General features: G+C 61.2%; 21 protein-coding genes and 1 riboswitch. Of the genes, 5 read left to right on the plus strand and 16 right to left on the minus strand.

Annotated features, from left to right (window positions below):
- Positions 1 to 3: 3 nt before the first annotated feature.
- Complete coding sequence (locus tag D1227_RS08805) at positions 4 to 1356, minus strand: Shedu anti-phage system protein SduA domain-containing protein (RefSeq protein WP_119404552.1); 1353 nt, start codon at positions 1354 to 1356, stop codon at positions 4 to 6.
- A gap of 285 nt (positions 1357 to 1641) precedes the next feature.
- Positions 1642 to 1899, minus strand: coding sequence for a hypothetical protein (locus D1227_RS08810; RefSeq protein ID WP_119377380.1), 258 nt, complete (start codon positions 1897 to 1899; stop codon positions 1642 to 1644).
- 321 nt (positions 1900 to 2220) lie between these two features.
- Between D1227_RS08810 and D1227_RS08815 the strand changes: the two genes are divergently transcribed.
- Entirely contained in the window at positions 2221 to 2961 is a 741-nt protein-coding gene (locus tag D1227_RS08815; RefSeq protein ID WP_199288224.1) for a hypothetical protein, read from the plus strand.
- A gap of 78 nt (positions 2962 to 3039) precedes the next feature.
- Positions 3040 to 3405 carry a hypothetical protein gene (locus tag D1227_RS08820; protein WP_147372875.1) on the plus strand — a complete coding sequence of 122 codons (366 nt, stop codon included), beginning with the start codon at positions 3040 to 3042 and terminating at the stop codon, positions 3403 to 3405.
- An 84-nt stretch (positions 3406 to 3489) separates the two neighbouring features.
- Here D1227_RS08820 and arsB read toward each other — a convergent pair whose 3' ends face one another.
- Genes arsB through D1227_RS08835 form a run of 3 tightly spaced genes read right to left on the minus strand, consistent with a single transcriptional unit; the run spans position 3490 to position 5330 of the window.
- Positions 3490 to 4515: an ACR3 family arsenite efflux transporter gene (arsB, locus tag D1227_RS08825; protein WP_119377382.1), complete on the minus strand. Its 1026-nt coding sequence runs from the start codon at positions 4513 to 4515 to the stop codon at positions 3490 to 3492.
- 6 nt (positions 4516 to 4521) lie between these two features.
- Positions 4522 to 4971, minus strand: a complete 450-nt coding sequence (locus D1227_RS08830; RefSeq protein WP_119377383.1) for an ArsI/CadI family heavy metal resistance metalloenzyme — start codon at positions 4969 to 4971, stop codon at positions 4522 to 4524.
- On the minus strand, positions 4968 to 5330 hold the full coding sequence (locus D1227_RS08835; RefSeq protein WP_119377384.1) for an ArsR/SmtB family transcription factor: 363 nt from the start codon (positions 5328 to 5330) through the stop codon (positions 4968 to 4970). The genes D1227_RS08830 and D1227_RS08835 overlap by 4 nt, the downstream gene beginning before the upstream one ends.
- 151 nt (positions 5331 to 5481) lie before the next feature.
- Between D1227_RS08835 and D1227_RS08840 the strand changes: the two genes are divergently transcribed.
- Positions 5482 to 6618 (plus strand): Acg family FMN-binding oxidoreductase, encoded by a 1137-nt coding sequence (locus D1227_RS08840; protein ID WP_147373291.1) that lies wholly within the window; start codon positions 5482 to 5484, stop codon positions 6616 to 6618.
- A complete protein-coding gene (locus D1227_RS08845) occupies positions 6611 to 7102 on the plus strand; it encodes a MarR family winged helix-turn-helix transcriptional regulator (protein WP_233350091.1) in 492 nt (163 codons plus the stop codon). Before D1227_RS08840 ends, D1227_RS08845 begins: the two co-directional genes overlap by 8 nt.
- On the opposite strand, the gene D1227_RS08850 is transcribed toward D1227_RS08845, so the two are convergent.
- The 6 genes from D1227_RS08850 to D1227_RS08875 all read right to left on the minus strand — a co-directional run bounded on the left by D1227_RS08850 (position 7099) and on the right by D1227_RS08875 (position 10774).
- A complete protein-coding gene (locus D1227_RS08850; RefSeq protein WP_119377387.1) occupies positions 7099 to 7590 on the minus strand; it encodes a GNAT family N-acetyltransferase in 492 nt (163 codons plus the stop codon). The two genes, D1227_RS08845 and D1227_RS08850, sit on opposite strands and share 4 nt — an antisense overlap.
- A gap of 48 nt (positions 7591 to 7638) precedes the next feature.
- Entirely contained in the window at positions 7639 to 8622 is a 984-nt protein-coding gene (locus D1227_RS08855) for an alpha/beta fold hydrolase (RefSeq protein ID WP_119404554.1), read from the minus strand.
- On the minus strand, positions 8622 to 9068 hold the full coding sequence (locus D1227_RS08860) for a PaaI family thioesterase (protein ID WP_119377389.1): 447 nt from the start codon (positions 9066 to 9068) through the stop codon (positions 8622 to 8624). Before D1227_RS08860 ends, D1227_RS08855 begins: the two co-directional genes overlap by 1 nt.
- Positions 9069 to 9144: 76 nt before the next feature.
- Positions 9145 to 9906 (minus strand): CPBP family intramembrane glutamic endopeptidase, encoded by a 762-nt coding sequence (locus D1227_RS08865; RefSeq protein ID WP_119455273.1) that lies wholly within the window; start codon positions 9904 to 9906, stop codon positions 9145 to 9147.
- Between the two features lie 39 nt (positions 9907 to 9945).
- The gene (locus tag D1227_RS08870; RefSeq protein ID WP_119377391.1) at positions 9946 to 10125 is read right to left on the minus strand and encodes a rubredoxin; all 180 of its coding nucleotides are present in this window, start codon (positions 10123 to 10125) and stop codon (positions 9946 to 9948) included.
- A gap of 10 nt (positions 10126 to 10135) precedes the next feature.
- Complete coding sequence (locus D1227_RS08875) at positions 10136 to 10774, minus strand: TetR/AcrR family transcriptional regulator (RefSeq protein ID WP_119377392.1); 639 nt, start codon at positions 10772 to 10774, stop codon at positions 10136 to 10138.
- 95 nt (positions 10775 to 10869) lie between these two features.
- Between D1227_RS08875 and D1227_RS08880 the strand changes: the two genes are divergently transcribed.
- Positions 10870 to 12144 carry a cytochrome P450 gene (locus tag D1227_RS08880; protein WP_119404556.1) on the plus strand — a complete coding sequence of 425 codons (1275 nt, stop codon included), beginning with the start codon at positions 10870 to 10872 and terminating at the stop codon, positions 12142 to 12144.
- On the opposite strand, the gene D1227_RS08885 is transcribed toward D1227_RS08880, so the two are convergent.
- The 5 genes from D1227_RS08885 to D1227_RS08905 all read right to left on the minus strand — a co-directional run bounded on the left by D1227_RS08885 (position 12141) and on the right by D1227_RS08905 (position 16968).
- Positions 12141 to 13505 carry an ABC1 kinase family protein gene (locus D1227_RS08885; RefSeq protein ID WP_119404557.1) on the minus strand — a complete coding sequence of 455 codons (1365 nt, stop codon included), beginning with the start codon at positions 13503 to 13505 and terminating at the stop codon, positions 12141 to 12143. The genes D1227_RS08880 and D1227_RS08885 overlap by 4 nt on opposite strands.
- A gap of 10 nt (positions 13506 to 13515) precedes the next feature.
- Positions 13516 to 13989, minus strand: coding sequence for a VOC family protein (locus tag D1227_RS08890; protein ID WP_119377395.1), 474 nt, complete (start codon positions 13987 to 13989; stop codon positions 13516 to 13518).
- The gene (locus tag D1227_RS08895) at positions 13986 to 14453 is read right to left on the minus strand and encodes a hypothetical protein (protein ID WP_119404558.1); all 468 of its coding nucleotides are present in this window, start codon (positions 14451 to 14453) and stop codon (positions 13986 to 13988) included. Before D1227_RS08895 ends, D1227_RS08890 begins: the two co-directional genes overlap by 4 nt.
- A 53-nt stretch (positions 14454 to 14506) precedes the next feature.
- Complete coding sequence (locus D1227_RS08900) at positions 14507 to 15391, minus strand: methylated-DNA--[protein]-cysteine S-methyltransferase (RefSeq protein ID WP_119377397.1); 885 nt, start codon at positions 15389 to 15391, stop codon at positions 14507 to 14509.
- 128 nt (positions 15392 to 15519) lie between these two features.
- On the minus strand, positions 15520 to 16968 hold the full coding sequence (locus D1227_RS08905; protein ID WP_119377398.1) for a sigma-54-dependent transcriptional regulator: 1449 nt from the start codon (positions 16966 to 16968) through the stop codon (positions 15520 to 15522).
- Between the two features lie 189 nt (positions 16969 to 17157).
- Positions 17158 to 17349, plus strand: a riboswitch (cobalamin riboswitch).
- Positions 17350 to 17512 lie beyond the last annotated feature (163 nt).

The raw sequence follows: 17512 nt of genomic DNA on the forward strand, positions 1-17512 counted from the left end.
CACTCAAACGACATCAGCAAGAATTTGCCGCAGCTGCTTCAACCGCGACAGCAACTCATCAAACGTAACCACTGTGACGTGTTTAAAATTGTCGCGCACATGTTCAAAACTTTTTTTCCGATCGTCCTCAAGTGGAACCGTGCCGATTACAGCGTAACATCGGATCGCATAGCTTGTGAGTTGCTTGTCCGGAGATTTCAAGAAAAGCGTAGCGAACTCATCTTGAAACTTATTTCGCTGGTCGATCACTTGGCTGACCGCCAATGAAAGATCGCTATGGGCGGGATACATTCCGTTGCTGTAATCGTCGCGCGCACTGACAACTTCCTTTTGAGGCGTCTTGATTTCAATGAAGCTAAGATTCCCGGTTAGATAATTTTTGAATAAAAAGTCAGACTTTTTTCCGCCTCTACCCTCGATGTCGGTTCCACCAACAAATGGTCTGTCACTTATCATCAGTACGGAACTATTGAACATCGAGGAAAGTGCAATCGGATTATCGATGAAGAATTTCTGCCAGTCAGCCTCCGGCAAGTTTTCCGTGATGCGATTTTCAAATTTCTCGATGAATGCATCCAAGAAGGCTAATTCGACCCGTTCTCTAATTACTTTTATTCGTTCCGGAATCCGGTCGATTAGCGTATTTGCCGAGCTGCCAATGAAGCCTGCGAGCTTTGATGTTGCCTCTATTGGTTCATTCTCAAATACTGATTCGATATCTTGAATGACGCGAGCTTTGGATAGTTGTCGAGGCTTATCTTGTCGCGCCAAAAACGGTGCAAAGTGATTGTAAACTGCATTGCGTTGGTCGGAGTAAAGTTTCTGCTTTGACCGATAACGAAGATCGTCGATTTGCCGACATACTTCTTGGAAGTCTCGCTCCGATAGCACAAGAGCATTAATTTTGCTGTCGAGTTGAGAAGGTCTGTTCCTTGAAACAATCATTCGGTGCGCGCTGCAACCATCTTCAATTTCCTCGACCAAAGAAGTGTACTGGTGTTCTAAACCAAGTCCGTCTCTTAGGCTTTGCCTAAACTGGCTTGGCAACTCAGATTCAACGAAACGCAGCGCCGACTCCTCGTCTCGAATGGCCGCAGTACCAAAGCCTTCGAGTATAAGCTGTCTAATTTTTCTATAGCGAAAATTTAGATGGACGAGAGGTGGGCCAGCCGCAATATCTCTTGCGTGCAGTACTATGTGATCATTCTTCAAATCGACTGATAAGGCAGGACAGTCGTACAAATCCAGTTCTATATCGTGCGGGGTTGGGGAACCGTCAAAGTCGATTAGGTAGTGTAAGTGGCCACACCCATCTGATGACAGTCTAAAGTCGTATTCATCTAACAATTGGGCCACGAAGAATTCCTACATTCTCAGACTTAACGTGGCACAATACTGCCTGAGAAATGCGGAGGGAGAAACCTGCCATTGCGTCCTACGCATTACATTAGGCCATCAGCACTGTCGCCCTCAACTCACGCCCCGTTCTTCCCAAGCTACTAGATGGCTTGATGGTCTCCAGATGCCGTCTCTACGTGCTGGGCCCAGCTTCGCGCCTTTCCCTCTCGCTAATTGCGGGAGCGGGGTCAGGGCAGCGGGATCTGGTCAAGCGCGGTTGTAAAAGGATTTTCGCAAAAGCAATCAGTGCCTTGCGCGACTGGCGCGGTTCTTCAGTCCAATAAAGGCGAGCGTGATCAGTACGGCCAGGATGGCCCAGACGACCGCGATGACGACACTCAAAGGCAAGACCGTCGAAAGCAATGACGGGCCCGTGCCCGTCACGAATTCCATATACAGCGTGTAGATGACAAGGGTCAGCTCAAAGGCACCAACGCCCCAGAGGAAGAGGGGCTGAAAAACCTCACTGAACCGGGTTTCGAAGTCTTGAGGTTCTTCCATGAGGTAGCGTTATCCGAATGGTTCGAGCCAAGGCAAGAGCGAAACCATGTTTCAGTCTGGAAGACTAAACTGGTTCTGCGCCCAAGGCGGACAGATTTCGATCACGAATTCCCCCCTCCATCCCCTCCCCTGACCCAGCTCCCCTCGCCCGCTTTCACGCTCCTTGGCAGTCACGCGGCCGTCGAAAGTCGCTTCGAATGCCTCCGGTTGCCAGCCCGGTGCGGCGGGCGGACATAGGCGTATCTCCCTATTTCCAGCCCCGGCCGCGCCGGTTTAACTGCACCCAGGACGAGCCGGACCCGGAACAGGAGGAAATGGGCCATGAAAGCGGGACACGAACTGAAGGAAGCCGTTGGCGTCTTCGACAGCGAGAAGAGACTGGAGCAAGCCATCGACACCCTGTTGTCGTCCGGTTTTGATCGGGGCGAGCTGAGCCTGCTGGCGGGCCAGAAGGCCATCGAGGAAAAGCTCGGCCATGCCTATCGGCGGGTTGAAGAGCTTGAAGACGATCCGGCAGCGCCCTCGGTGGCCTTTATCTCGAGGGAAACCCTTGGCGATGCGGAAGGCGCGCTGATTGGTATCCCGATGTACATATTCGGCGTGACCGCTGCCGGCATGGCGGCCGTGGCCGGCGGACCGCTGGCGATAACGCTTGCTGCGGTCGCGGCCGGCATGGGCGCTGGCGCCGCCGTGGGGGCTGTCCTTGCCCGGTTTGTGGACAAGCAGCACGTGGACTTCATCGACACCCAGCTCGAACATGGCGGCATCCTGCTCTGGGTCCGCACATGGACACCGGAGGATGAGCGCACGGCGACGGACATTCTTAAAGCCGCCGGTGCGCGCGACATCCATATCCACGATATCGGCGCGGATGCAAAAGCGCTGGCCACGCCGGAAGCCGTGGCTCAGGTCTCCTGGCTGTCGGATGCCGAAAAGATCACCCTGCTGCGGCAATGGGAGTTCGACACGCTGGCCATGCTCAGGGGCGAAGACGAAGGGCTTCGCAATGGCGAAGGTGAAAAGCTGACGAGAATCCAGAAGTTAATTGCTTCTCTGGGTTGATATGGGTCCAGGGGTTCTCCCCGACTTTCCCCCTCCCCCTGAACCGGCCCTATCCTCTCCGTCATGCTCGATGGGCGGATGATCCTCAGATGCCACCTTTTCGTGCCGGTCTGGTATTGGCCGGTGCTGTGGCATTACCTCGCCCGGCTTGAGGCGACCGCCGCGCTCGCCCGCGCCGAGGGGCGCAAGGGCTTCATGTGGCATCTTGAGAAGAACGGCGTCATCCGGGTCTCGTACATGGATGCGAGCGCCGCCGAGCGCGCGGCCCGGGGCGAGCTGCCGGCCGGGTTTGACGCCGCGCCCTGGGCCCGCCTGCCGCTCGATGCGCCGGCTTTTGCGGGCGAGATCCAGCCAGGCTGGAATCGGACCGGAATTGTACTGTTTCCGTACCGCCATCAGACTGTCTTCGTACTGTCTGGCACCCGCGTGCGCGCCCCGCCCTGACGCTGCCCTTTCCGAACCCAATCACACCGCCGCTGGTCCCCGGGATCGAGCGGCCGCACGTGCTGGGGCGGGACGCCCGCCCTGTCAGGCCGAAGCGGGAAACCGCGCCTTCGTCCGGTTGGCGAGCGCCACCAGTGACAGCATCACCGGCACCTCGACCAGCACGCCGACAACGGTCGCGAGCGCGGCGGCCGAGTTCAGCCCGTAGAGGCTGATCGCCACGGCGACGGCCAGTTCGAAGAAGTTGGAGGTGCCGATCAGGGCGCAGGGCGCGGCGATATTGTGCGGCACCCGCAGCGCCATCGCGGCGCCATAGGCCAGGGCAAAGATGCCGTAGGACTGCAGGAGGATCGGCACGGCGATCATCGCGATCACCAGCGGGCGCGACAGGATCACATCGCCCTGGAAGCCAAACAGAAGGATCACGGTCACCAGCAGGCCGGCGACCGAAGCCGGTTTGACCCGCGCCATGAAGCCGTCCACCGCCGCCTGCCCGCCCCGCTGGATCAGCAGCGAGCGGGTCACGACCCCGGCGATCAGCGGCACCACGACATAGAGCACGACCGACAGGATCAGCGTCTCCCACGGCACCGCAATGTCCGTCACGCCCAGCAGGAAAGCGACAATCGGCGCGAAGGCGAGGACCATGATCGCATCGTTGAGACTGACCTGGACAAGCGTGTAGTTCGGGTCGCCGCGCGTCAGCTGTGACCAGACGAAAACCATGGCGGTACAGGGCGCCGCGCCGAGCAGGATGAGCCCTGCCAGATAGCCTTCCGCCTCGGCTGGCGGGATGAATCCGGCGAAGACGTAGCGGAAGAACAGGACCCCCAGCGCCGCCATGGTAAAAGGCTTGATCAGCCAGTTGACGGCCAGCGTGATGAGAAGCCCTTTCGGCTTTTCGCCGACGCGCCGGAGGCTGGAGAAGTCGACGCCGATCATCATCGGCCAGACCATGGCCCAGATGAGCACCGCGACGGCGAGGTTCACGCTGGCATATTCGAAACCGGCCAGGGCGCCGAAGACGCCGGGCAGAAGCTGGCCGAGCGCGATACCGGCGGCAATCGCCAGCGCTACCCATAGCGACAGGAAACGTTCAAAGGCCCCCATTTTCGATCAAGCCCCGCAGCAGGCGCTTTTCGGCATTCCGGTCGGCGTCTGGGACAGGCGTCCGCCCTCCGCCTCGTCTCCGCCGCCATAGGTCGCCGCGTCGCCATGTGTGAGGAAAACCTCCCAGGGGACACCGGCCGGATCGCTGATCCAGCTCTTGTTGGAGTTGGCATAGCAGCACGTGGTCTCGCCTTCCTCGAAAACGGGCGCATCGGCATCGGCGAGGCGCTGATAGACCTCTGCGAGTTCGGCATCGTCCTCGACCTGGATGCCCAGATGCTCGACCCCGGCCTTGGCCCCGCGCTGGCTGATCGCAAGGTTCAGGCGCGGATCGTCGAGCATCCATTTGGCATAGTCCGGCTTGCTGACCGCCGGTTCGGCCGCAAACAGCGTCGAGTAGAAGCGCGTCGCCTGCGCGAGGTCGTCAACGGCGATATGGACGTGAAGGCGTTTCATTGTGGGGCTCCTTGGAAATTCGTGGGGAAGCAGCATCGACTGGCAGCCTGCTCGACCGGTCCGGCAATGGCCGCATCACCGGCGCAGCAGTCCTCCATCAGCCAGACGATCAGGTCGCTGACAGCCTCGAAATTCACCGAGTAGATGATTGACCGGCCGTCACGGCGCTTCTCGAGTAGTCCCGCCTGAGACAGGATGTTGAGCTGGGCCGACAGCGTATTGGCGGGAACGCCAACGGCGTCAGCGATTGCCCCGGCCGCAAGCCCGGATTTGCCGGCTTTGACCAGTCGGCGGAACACGGCAAGCCGTCCCTCCTGGGCCAGCGCTGACAATCCCGAAATAGCTGTTTCAACTCTCACATTTCTAATATCGTTGAATTATCGAAATGTGTCAAGCGATTGTGTTCACGACCCTCCATAGCGCCCGAACCACGCGTTACGCACTGAACTGAGCTTGACTAGTTTGATATCATACAATATTCGCTTGATATCAAACTAAATGGAGATTGTCATGGTTTCGCGGCGAGGTGTGCTGAAACTGGTTGGAGGCGGAACCGTGCTGGCCGCAGGCAGCGTGGGCACTTTCGTCGCAATGAATGGGCCGTCAAGGGCCGCGCGCGAACCATGGCGGCAGGCAGGCCTGTACGAGTCCTATCGCAAGCGAGCACTTTCGTACGCCTTGCTCGCGCCCAATCCGCACAATCTGCAGCCATGGCAGGTCTCGCTCGATGGAAAAGACGCGCTTACACTCTACCATGATCCGGAACGGCGCCTTCCGGCGACCGATCCATACGATCGCCAGATCACGATTGGCTGCGGCGCTTTTCTTGAACTGCTGTCCATCGCAGCGGCAGAAGACGGTTACAGGACGGAAATCACAGCCTTTCCTGATGGAAGCGACCTGCAGGCACTCGACCGCCGCCCCGTGGCGCGCGTGACCTTCCACGCCGGACGAGCCAGGCCAGATCCGCTCTTTGCGCACATCCTCGCCCGCAGGTCCAACAAGGAAGTCTATGAAAACAGGGACGTTGATACCGACAAGCGCAATGCGCTGGTAGCGGCTGGCGCCGTTTATGGCCAGACAGCTGGCTGTATCGGCAATGACCTCCTGGCAGTAAAGTTGCGGGACCTGACATGGCGAGCGCATCAGGTGGAAGTTATGACTGACTATACCTACCAGGAATCACTCGACCTTATGCGCATCGGTGCGAAGGAAGTCACAAACAGTCCGGACGGTATCGAGCTGGAAGGACCAATGATCGCGGCCGGCAGGCTGCTCGGCCTGGTCAATCGCAAGACGTTGGCCGATCCGTCATCAAGCGCTTTCCGTCAGGGCCTGGACATGTACCGCGCCATGGCGATGTCTGCGCGCGGCTTTGCCTGGATCAGCAATTCCAACGCGACGCGTCAGGACCAGATCAATGCGGGGCGCGCCTATGCGAGGCTCAACCTGAAAGCCACCGAACTTGGCATTGGCATCCACCCCTGGAGCCAGTCCCTGCAGGAATATCCAGAAATGGCTGAGCTGTACCGTGAGGTCCATGACCTTGTCGGCGGTGGCGAACGCTTGCAGATGCTGGTGCGGATTGGCTATGGCCCGAAGATCATGCCAACACCGCGACGAGGACTGGACGCTCATCTTGTCTGACACTTCAGGAACGCCGACGGACTCCACGCCCACAGAGGCGCTCTATTTCCAGTTGTTCAACGAGATCGGCATCATCAGCCAGCTGTCGTCCTCGGCCTTCGAGAAGGCCCTGCCGCATGGCCTGACCGCGGCGCAGTTCGGCGTGCTAAATCATTGCGTGCGACTGGGTGATGGACAGACACCGGCGCGGCTGGCTGCCGCCTTTCAGGTCACACGCGGAACAATGACATCGACGCTTTCACGCCTTGAATCCAAAGGCTTTATCCGCACCGAGCCAGATCCGAAGGATGGCCGCTCGAAGCGCGTCTACCTTACAGAAGCGGGGAAGACGGCGCGCGAGGATGGTGTCGCCGCGGCCGCCCCGCTTTTCCGGGACGTTACAGGGGCGCTCGATCGGGCGCAGGCTGAAGCACTACTCCAGCCGCTGCAGGCTCTTCGCAAGTGGCTGGACGAGAACCGTAATACAGATTTTGACGGTCTTTAGGGAGCCGTTACCAGGCCTTCGAGCGCACTGGCGTCGCCGGCGAGATCGCAGACCATGACACGCGACTGGTCTTGCGGGCCGGGGAAAGTGAGCCGGTTTCTGGGCGTGACGGTAAAACCAATCCGGCCGAAGTATTCCGGCGCGCCAATCAGCACCGCCGCTGGCCAGCCGGCTGCCTTACCGGCCTCCATCGCCGCCTCGGTGACCTGCAGGCCCAGACTCGCCCCCCGCCAGGCCGGAGACACGGCCACCGGTCCGTAGAACAGCGCCCGGTCGCGGCGCTCGCCGACCAACAGCGGCCAGACACGGCAGACCCCGACAACGAGATTGTCGACCACGGCCACGCGGTTCACCTCAGGTATCGAGGCAGAATACTCACGCAACCGCTCAGCCGTCTTGGCAAAGTGGCCAGGACCGAAGGTGCGGTCGAACAGGTCTTCAATCGCTTCGGCGTGAATGTCCGGCGTTTCTGGGAGGATTTCGATCATGGGGCGGGTGTTTAGGGCGCAGCGGCCCCGCTTGCAAACGGCTTTTCCCTAATCGTGCGGCCATCCGGCCAGTAGGCCGCGCACCGCCGATATAAAGGCAAGCGGCTGGTCGAGCATCACATGGTGGTAGGCATCCGGAATTGTGATCATCGGGATGGGCGGGTCCTGGATTGCCTGCATACTGGCGGCCGCCGCAGGCGGGACCAGCTCCGAGAGTTCGCCGCGCATGAAGGCGATCGGACATTTCGTGTCGAGCCGCGTCAGGTCCATCTTGTCCCATTCCGCGATCAGTTTCGAGAAGATGAAGGGGTCGAACTTCCAGGTCACACCGTTTGTGCCATCGTCGGCCGTTGCCTCTCGCAGGCTGTGGCGGGCGATATAGTCGACAACGAAATGGTTGGCGCAGGGCTGCGGCGGCGCAAGCCTGAACCGGGCGAGCGCAGCGGTGACATCAGGATAAACCGGGTTTGGATTGCGGCGCTGCGGCGGGCGCGGCCGGTCACTGCCCGGAGGCTCGATATGAGTGTCCACGACAACAGCACCGGCGAAGCGGTCTCCGTGCCGAATGGCCGCCGTCATGGCAACAAAACCGCCAAAGCTGTGCGCGACGATGATGGGCTTGCGGGCATGGTCGAACAGGCCGGCCGCCTCGCTGACCGCAACCTGCTCATTGGCGAATGTCGAGAAGGTATAGGATTCGCGCCAGTCGCTGTCGCCCATGCCCGAGAAGTCCGGCGCGACAACGTTCCAGTCCTCGGCCAGAAAAGGCGCGATGAAGTCCCACCAGTGGGCGTGGGCGCCATTGCCGTGCGCCAGCAACAGGCCTGGTTTCGACGGATCGCCCCACTGACGCCATCGGATCACCGCGCCATCGACTGTGGTCTCGCCGGTACGGACAGGCGCAGCCAGGGCCCGCCTGAACCAGTCCGGCGCGGCAGGGCGGGCCCCGCTATAGGGTTTCAGCAGGAAATCTGCCTCACTGGGCGCTGAACGCGTGCGGACTGGCGCCGTGTCGTCGGAAGGGTTTCGCATCAGGCTACCCCGCCCGGGCGGCGCTCGATGACCTTGAAGACGCCCGTCCCGGTCAGGAGTGTGCGCTCACCCGCCCAGATCCGGCCTTCAACCGTGTAGATGCCATCAACCTCACCGACGACTTTGCCTGCGCCCTCGACCCAGTCTCCTAGCTTCGCGCCGGACAGGAAGTCGCAAAGCAGGCGGACCGTCACCCACCAGGTGCTCTCATCATTTTCGATGGCCGAGCCCCAGGCCATGTCTGCGAAGGTCATCAGCATGCCACCGTGCGCATTCATCATGCCATTGGTATGGTGTTCCTCGACCCGGAAGCCGCGCGTCACATCCGTTCCATCGCGCTTCTGGAAAAGCGGGCCGACCTGCCGGCCAAAGCCCCGGTGCCAGGGCAGGAGTTCGAATCCGTCGGGAACGTCGAAACTCTGGGATTTTGTAAAATCGTCAGTCATCAGGCGACGGGATTTGCCGGAGGTGCACGGAACCGGCAAGCCCTGCCCCGGCGAAAAGGCTGCGCGCGACCCTGGTTCAGGTCGATGGCGGTGCCAGGCTGGCCAGGAAGGTTATGAAACCGTTGGCCGAGATGTGAGCCAGGATCGGCACCAGGATCGTTCCGCTTTTCAGCCGCAGCCAGGCAAACCCCATCCCCGCAATGAAAACCACCACCAGCGCCGCGACCGAGTATTGCAGATGGATGAAGGTGAAGGCTGCGCTTGAAATCGCCATGCTCATGACAGGCGGCACGCCGCGTACCAGCAGCGCCCCCATGGCGACACCCCTGAAAGTCACTTCCTCGATAAACGGCGCGAGCAGGAGAACATAAACGAGGTAGGACGCGCCCCAGTTTTCCGGTGCGAAAAGCGTCTCGTTCACGTCCCCGCTATACTGCCACCCCTCAGCGCCGCCAAAAAAAGCCGCGATGAGGAATTGCGGCGCCAGCAGCACGACAGGCCCCAGCAGGATGGCTGCAATGATCCAGTTCTGCGACGCTCGCATCTGGCCGGCAAAGGCACCGGCGCCGACATGTTCGCTCCACAGGCTGAGCAGGCCGAAATAGATGATCTGGATCCCGGCCAGCGCCATCCAGACCTGGCCGATGGCCTCGCGGCCGGCGGACTTGTTCTGGATCACATCGAAATAGCCCGGCCACGCCAGGACGATCAGCGCGGACCCGGCGACGGGAATGAGAAAGGGAGCGCAGAGGACCCAGAAGACCGCACTGAACGGCTCGCGGTGCAGCGCCATGGGCGTGTTGTAGGGACCGGATTCCATGCGGTCCGGCTTATCCAACGAGACCGGCTTTGGAAAGCGCTTCCTGCTGAAAGCGCTCTACATCTCGATCATGTCAAAATCGGATTTGGGCGTTCCGCAAAGCGGGCATACCCAGTCCTCCGGTATGTCGCGCCAGCGCGTCCCCGGGGCGAGCCCTTCGCTTTCGTCACCCTCGGCTTCATCATAGATGTAGCCACACGTTCGGCATTGCCACGTCTTGAAGGCTTCCTCGGCCATGGCCCTCTCCTTAGTCCAGTGAAAGTCGCGCCCGCAGCGAGCGGATCAATTCGTCCCTGATCGGCGCGATATCGGTGTTCGGATCGATCAGGCTCTGCATGCGAATGCCAATCAGGGAACAACCCGTCATCAGGGCGGCGGCGTCCGCGTCGGCATCGGCCCTGATGCTACCGTCCGCCTGCCCCCTTTCGATGATCTGGCGGATCAGGACCCGCTCGATCTCGTGCTCGTCGGCAAAAGCCTCGCGCGTTTCGAGCTGGTCCGCGACGGCGGCCGAAAGCAACATGTAATAGGCGGTGACCTCTTCATGACCGTCGAGAACCTGGCAGTGAAGGTCGACGAAGGCACAAAGCGCGGAGAGACCGTCCATACTGTCCACCCGGTCGCGGTCGAGTGCCGCTTGCTGCCAGGTATGGAGGTGCGCGATCAAAGCGCGGATCAGGCCATCCTTTGACCCGAAACGCTGCGTGACGAGGCCGCGCGAATAACCGGCCTCCTTTCCGATCGTGTCGAATGTCGCCGCGGACACACCCTGCCCGGAAACCACGCGCAATGTGGCTTCCAGCAATTCCTGTTCAGACCGCTCACGCCGCTCTGCCTGGGTGGGCCGGCCATCATGTTTACGGGTGAAGGTGCTCGATTCAGCCATGCTCACTGCTAACATATTTGTTGGCTGTATAGCAAGTATGTGTTAGTGACCCTGTCAGAGGCGCCGCCAGCTGCGCACATCTCCGGAGGGATCAAATGACAATACCTGCCCATATCGCCGAATCCGTGGTCGACCCGAAGGCCTATGCCGACTGGGACCGTTCGCACGAAGCCTTTGCCTGGCTGAGAAAGAATGCCCCGCTCGATGTGGCTGAAATAGAAGGATTTGATCCGTTCTGGGTCGTCAGCAAACATGCCGACATCCAGGCCATCGAGCGCCAGAACGACCTCTTCCACAATGAGGACCGCTCGGCGACGCTGACCAATATCGAGACCGACAAGAAGGTCCGCGAGATGATGGGTGGCTCACCCAACCTCCTGCGCTCGCTGGTGCAGATGGATAATCCGGACCACATGCAGTATCGCCGCCTGACGCAGGCCTGGTTCATGCCGCAGAATTTGCGCAAGCTGGAAGACCGGATTCGCGAGATTGCCCGCGGCTTCATCGACAAGATGGCGGACAAAAACGGCGAGTGCGATTTTGCCCGCGATGTGGCCTTCCTCTATCCGCTGCACGTCATCATGGAAGTACTCGGCGTGCCGGAAATTGATGAGCCGCGCATGCTGAAGCTGACGCAGGAACTGTTCGGCGCGCAGGACCCGGAGGTGAACCGATCCGGGCAGGAAATCTCAGATGCCGATACCGGCCTCGCCAACATCCAGGCCACGGTCGCGGACTTCTTCACCTACTTCATGGAAATGACCGAGGACCGCCGCCGGAACCCGCGCGAAGACCTCGCCAGCGTCATCGCGAACGGCGAAGTCTATGGCAAGCCGCTCGGCCACCTCGAAGCCATGAGCTATTACATCATCGCCGCAACGGCCGGCCATGACACGACGTCCAACACCACTGCCGGGGCGCTCTGGGCCCTTGCCGAGAACCAGGACCAGTTCCGCAGGCTCAAGGAAGACCTGTCGCTGATCCCGTCCATGGTGGAAGAATCCATCCGATGGGAAACACCGGTGAAGCACTTCATGCGCACCGCCACCGACGACACGGAGGTTCACGGCAAGAAGATCAGGAAGGGAGACTGGCTGTTCCTGGCCTACCCGTCGGGCAATCGCGACGAGGACGTATTCGACGACCCCTACAGCTTCAGGATCGACCGCTCACCGAACAAGCACGTCGCTTTCGGGTATGGCGCGCATGTCTGTCTCGGCCAGCATCTCGGCCGGATGGAAATGCGGATTCTCTGGGAAGAATTGCTCCCGCGTCTTAAATCCGTGGAACTGGCGGGCAAGCCGACCCGCGTGAAGGCAAATTTCGTCAGCGGACCGAAATCGATCCCGATCCGGTACGAAATGAACTAGGCTTCTACCTCCGCCAGACCGGCACGCTGCAGGGCTTGCCGCTGGCGGTCTGCGACGGCCGCTTCGGAAAAGCCTTCCAGGCTTTCTTCGAAGAGGCGGTGGAAGTTCAGCTCTGCCCCAAGGCGCAGATAGGCTGCACCGAGGCCGATAGCGGCCCGGTCGAGGAAGACGAACTCACGCGGAATCCGGACCGGCCCCTTTTCCTTCAGCCGCTTGCGCACCTCGAAGGCCTGCTTGCGGCCATACTCGCCCGGTGCGACCCCATCGGCGACAGTCCGCACCCGGTCTTCAAGCAGTGGACCATAGATGAAGCCCGCCCAGATGTTCAGGATCTCGACCAGGTCCTTGTTGAGATTGCGGAAGCCCCACTTCTCATAGGCCGCATAGGTCGCATCGAAATCCTCGGCCAGCATGGCGCGGTAGAGATCGACGACACCACCGACAAAGTTCGGCGGGAAGATGCGGATGCAACCAAAGTCGAGGAGGTTGAGCCCAGCCCCGCCATCGCGCACCTGGTAATTGCCGAGATGCGGGTCACCATGGATGACGGCATAGGAGTTCACCGGCAGCCACCAGGTCCAGAACAGGCGCTCGGCAATTCCGTTGCGGACGTCCTGAGAGGCGTCCTGATAGTCGACCAGGCGTTCGCCGGTGACCCATTCCATGGTCAGGAGGCGGTCGGTGGACAGCTCTGCAACGGGTTCAGGAATGTGCACGAAGTCCTTCGGCTCCAGCATTTCGCGATACAGCGACATGGCCTTGCGTTCACGCTCATAGTCGAGTTCCTCGCGCAGCCGGTCACCGATTTCCTCGATGATCTCCTCGGCGTCGATCGAGCCATCCATGCGCTTGAAGAGGCCGAGCAGGTTTCTCAGCTGGGCGACATCGCTTTCAACCGCGCTGGACATGTCGGGATATTGCAGCTTGCAGGCGACCTCGCGGTCATCATGCAGGCGCGCACGGTGGACCTGGCCGAGCGAGGCGGCATGAGCAGCCTCCTTGCCGAACTCGGCGAACCTGTCCTGCCAGCCCGGCCCGAGTTCGGCGCGCATGCGGCGCTTGACGAACGGCCAGCCCATGGCCGGCGCGTGGGCCTGCAGCTGCGAGAGCTCATCGGCATATTCGGACGGCAGGAAATCGGGAATGGTCGACAGGATCTGCGCGACCTTCATCAACGGGCCCTTGGTCTTGCCGAGCGCCGCAGCCAGGGCCTTCGCATTGCGGTTCTGGCTATCGTCGCCGCCAAAAAGCCGGTTGGCCGCAAAGCTCAGGCCTGCGCCGGACAGGTTGCCGCCCACCTGCGCGGTTCGCATCAGGCGCGCGGAAAAGCGGTTGCGTTCGGGATCGCGGTCTTCGGTCATATGCCTCCGCTCACCACGTCCCGATGTTCTCGGCGCTGGCCCATGGTTCCTTCGGAGGCAGCGGGTCGCCCTTCTGCAGCAGCTCGACGGAAATGCCATCCGGCGAACGCACGAAACACATGCGCCCGTCACGTGGCGGGCGGTTGATGGTGACGCCAAGCTTCTGGAAACGCTCGGTGGCGGCGTAGATGTCATCGACCTTGTAGGCGAGGTGGCCGAAATTGCGCCCGCCTTCCAGCTCTTCAGGGTCCCAGTTGTGGGTCAGCTCGATCATCGGCAGGCCGGGCGGCAAGCCCTTCTCGTCGCTCGGATTGGCCTGGAAGCGGGCAAGATCTTCAGGCGACGCAAGAAAGACCAGCGTGAAGCGACCGCCCTCATTGTCGACGCGGCGAACCTCCTGCAGGCCAAGGCCGTCGCAAAAGAACTTCAAAGCGGCATCGACATCACTGATACGGATCATGGTGTGCAGGTATTCAACGCTCATTCCTGGTCTCCTTCCAGCCGCCGGATCTCGGATTTCAGCGAGGGCGGCGCGTTCCTGTAATAATGGGACGTCACGAGATAAAGGAAACCGACCACCACACCCATCACGACCAGAAAGGTCATGAAGATGTGGAACATGTAGCCACTTTCCAGCGGACCCGGCTGTGCGCCGCTGAACCGCCAGATCGAATCCCAGAGGAAGTTGAAGCCGGACACCAGCATGGGCAGACCCGACAGGCTGACCAGCGCTGCGAACCAGCGATAGCTCGCGGCGAGCGGCGCTTCGCACTTGATGAAGGCTTCCTGGAAGTCCTCGCGTTCGACCTTTTCCGATAACAGGCCCTTTTCGCGCATCGAGTTGTACACAGCGTTGGAGAAGTGCGGCAGCTCGCGCCACTTCATTAGCAGGTACGCCCCCCAGATCCCCAGCGCCGCAAACATTAGCGCATAGATTGTGAGTGTCATCTCCGGTCCCGTGGTCTCTGGCGCGTGCCGCGCGCCGTCACCCGGAACAGGCGTCAGGCCGCGTGGGCACGCTCGAATGTCAGCATGGCGCGTTTGCGCGCCACACCCCAATGGTAATTATGTAACCTTCCGTCCGAAGCAAGAGCGCGGTGGCAGGGGATGAGCCAGGAGATGTTGTTCGCCCCGATGGCCGTACCAGCCGCCCGCGCCGCTTTTGGCTGGCCGGCAGCGGCCGCCACCTCGCCATAGGTCCGGGTCTCGCCGGCCGGGATGTCGAGCAGGGCGCGCCAGATCTGGCGGCGGAAGGGCGTCCCGTAGAGAGCGACGGGAATTGGCTTATCGGACTGGAAGATGCGGGCCGCCCAGCGGGCCGCCTCGGCGTCGTCGCGCCGCGTCTCTGCGTTCTCATAGCGGCTGGCGAGGTCCGCGAGCACGGCGTCCTTTGTATAACCGGGATGTTCGAAGCCGGTCTTCGACGCGGCGGCATCATCGGCAAAGCCGAGCCCGCAAAGCCCCCGGGACGAGACCAGGAAGACACCGGTACCAAACGGCGTCGGCGCCTCGCCAATCGTCAGCTGCGCGCCCGCTCCGCCGGTTTTCGCTTCTCCGGGGCTTAAGCCTTCATGCGCGATGAAGAGGTCGTGCAGGCGCGATGGGCCGGACAGGCCAGCTTCAAACGCCGCATCCATGACGCTCGCCCCCTGCCTCAGCAGGTCTCCCGCTTCGGCATGAGCCAGCGCGGCCTGGAACTGTTTCGGGCTTACCCCGGCCCAGCGTGTGAATTCGCGCTGGAAGTGGTGCGGCGAGAGGCCCATGGCGCGGGCACATTGGGTCAGGTCCGGCCAGTCGCGCCAGGTATCGCCGAGGTGCTCGAGGGCTTCGGCCATGCGCTCATAGGCAGCCGATCGCTCCGAAAGGGATGAAAGCGTCGTCGTCATGGGCCGAATGTGGCGCGTTCAAAGGCGCGCCGCCACCCGTTTCTTGCGGCATTGAAATGCAATAGCCGCAATTAGAATGGCGGCACGCCAGAACGCACCGCCAATTCCGATAGATCTGTACCGGACGTTTAGCCGACCTTCTTCGCTTCAGGCTCCAGCTCATACTCACGCAGCTTGCGGTAGAGCGTCGAACGGCCGATGCCGAGGCGGCGGCTGACTTCGGACATGTGGCCCTGATAAAAGTCGATCGCATATTCGATCACATCGCGTTCGATTTCCGACAGGGTGCGCAGCTCGCCTGTGCCGTCCTTGATCGCGACCGGGCTCGGGGCTTCGCTATATTCCGACTGGTCATTCGCCGGCTTTGCCGATTGCGGCACCGGTGGCAGGTCCGCCATTTCCGGCATGACGCCCGAGATTTGCGGGAAGTCGTGCGGCAGAAGCTCATTGCCTTCGCAGAGGATCATCGCGCGGAAGACCGCGTTTTCCAGCTGCCGGACATTGCCCGGCCAGTCATAAGCGCAAAGCACCTGAAGCGTTTCCTCGCTGACCCCGGCAATGTTGAGCCCTTCCGACGCATTGAAGCGGGAGATGAAGTGCTCGACGAGGGCCGGGACATCATCCTTGCGCTCGCGCAGGGACGGCATGTCGATCGGGAAGACGTTGAGGCGGTAATAGAGGTCCTCGCGGAAGCCGCCGGACTTCACCTGCTCTGCAAGGTCCTTGTTGGTCGCCGAGATGATCCGGACGTCGACCTTGGTCGGGCGGCGCGAGCCAACAGCATCGACCTCGCTTTCCTGCAGCGCCCGCAGCAATTTCACCTGCATGTCGAGCGGCAGTTCGCCGACCTCGTCGAGGAACAGCGTGCCGCCATCGGCCTCGACGAACTTGCCAAGCGACTTGGAGACAGCGCCCGTAAACGCGCCCTTCTCATGGCCGAACAGGATGCTCTCGACCAGGTTCTCCGGGATCGCGCCACAGTTGACGGTCACGAACGGCTTGCCTGCACGGTCGGAGGCGCCCTGGATGCAGCGGGCGACGACTTCCTTACCCACACCGCTCTCACCGAGGATCAGCACCGGAATGTCCGAACTCGCCGCGCGCTGGCCCAGGCGGATCACCTGGCGCATCGCGGTCGCCGAGCCGATCATGTCGTCGAAACTCATGCCGCCTTCGGTCTTGCGGGTCAGGCGTTTCACTTCGCCGGTCAGCGACGACATCTTCAGTGCATTGCGGATCGAGACGACCACACGTTCCGGATTGGCCGGCTTGACGATGAAGTCGACAGCGCCGGCGCGCATGGTGGTGACGATTGTGTCGATGCCGGACGTCGCCGTCAGCATGATGACCGGCACGTCGGGAACGCGTTCCGACAGGCGCTCAAGCGTTTCCATCCCCGAAAGGCCCGGCATGGTGAGATCCAGCAGGATGACATCGGCGCCCGCTTCGGTCGCTGCGGTGAAGCCGGTCTCGCCATCCGGCGCGGTGCGGCAGGCAAAGCCGGCCTTCTCGACAGCAGCCTGGATCAGCCTGCGTTGCGTCGGATCGTCGTCGATTACAAGGACTGTCTTCGCCATCATCTTCACCCGTGTTGCCGCCCGTTTGGGTCATTTCGCTACGACCCGATATGGCACACAGAGATGGAGTTATGGTTCAGTTGAATGGATGAATTTTAATCTAATTTCCAAGACGCAGAGCATCGGTCGACGGGCGCTGGCGAAGTCGCTTCCCTTGCGGCACTCTATTGACACAACCGCCCGCCTGAAACATCAGGCAGATCAGATGGTGCCCGCCCGACAGCGGGCTAAGAGGGAAGCCGGTTCGAATCCGGCGCTGTACCCGCAACTGTCAGCCAGGAGCTGATGGCCACTCATGCCACTGGAGCCCCATGCTCCGGGAAGGCGGCCAGAAAGCGTTGATCGGCGAGCCAGGAGACCTGCCATCGCGTCGTTTGCCCAAGGCCGGGGATAGCCAGCGGGCGGCGGAGCACTCTCCGTTTCACGACAATTCGCCGGCTGCGCCCTCATGAGGTCCAGTCACGCATTGCATCAGGCGCGCCCGCAAGGCGCGCAAAACGGAGTATGAAGATTGTTCAGATCCTCATTATTGGCCGGATCGGCC

Source organism: Henriciella mobilis (assembly GCF_003576315.1).
Lineage (GTDB): Bacteria > Pseudomonadota > Alphaproteobacteria > Caulobacterales > Hyphomonadaceae > Henriciella > Henriciella mobilis.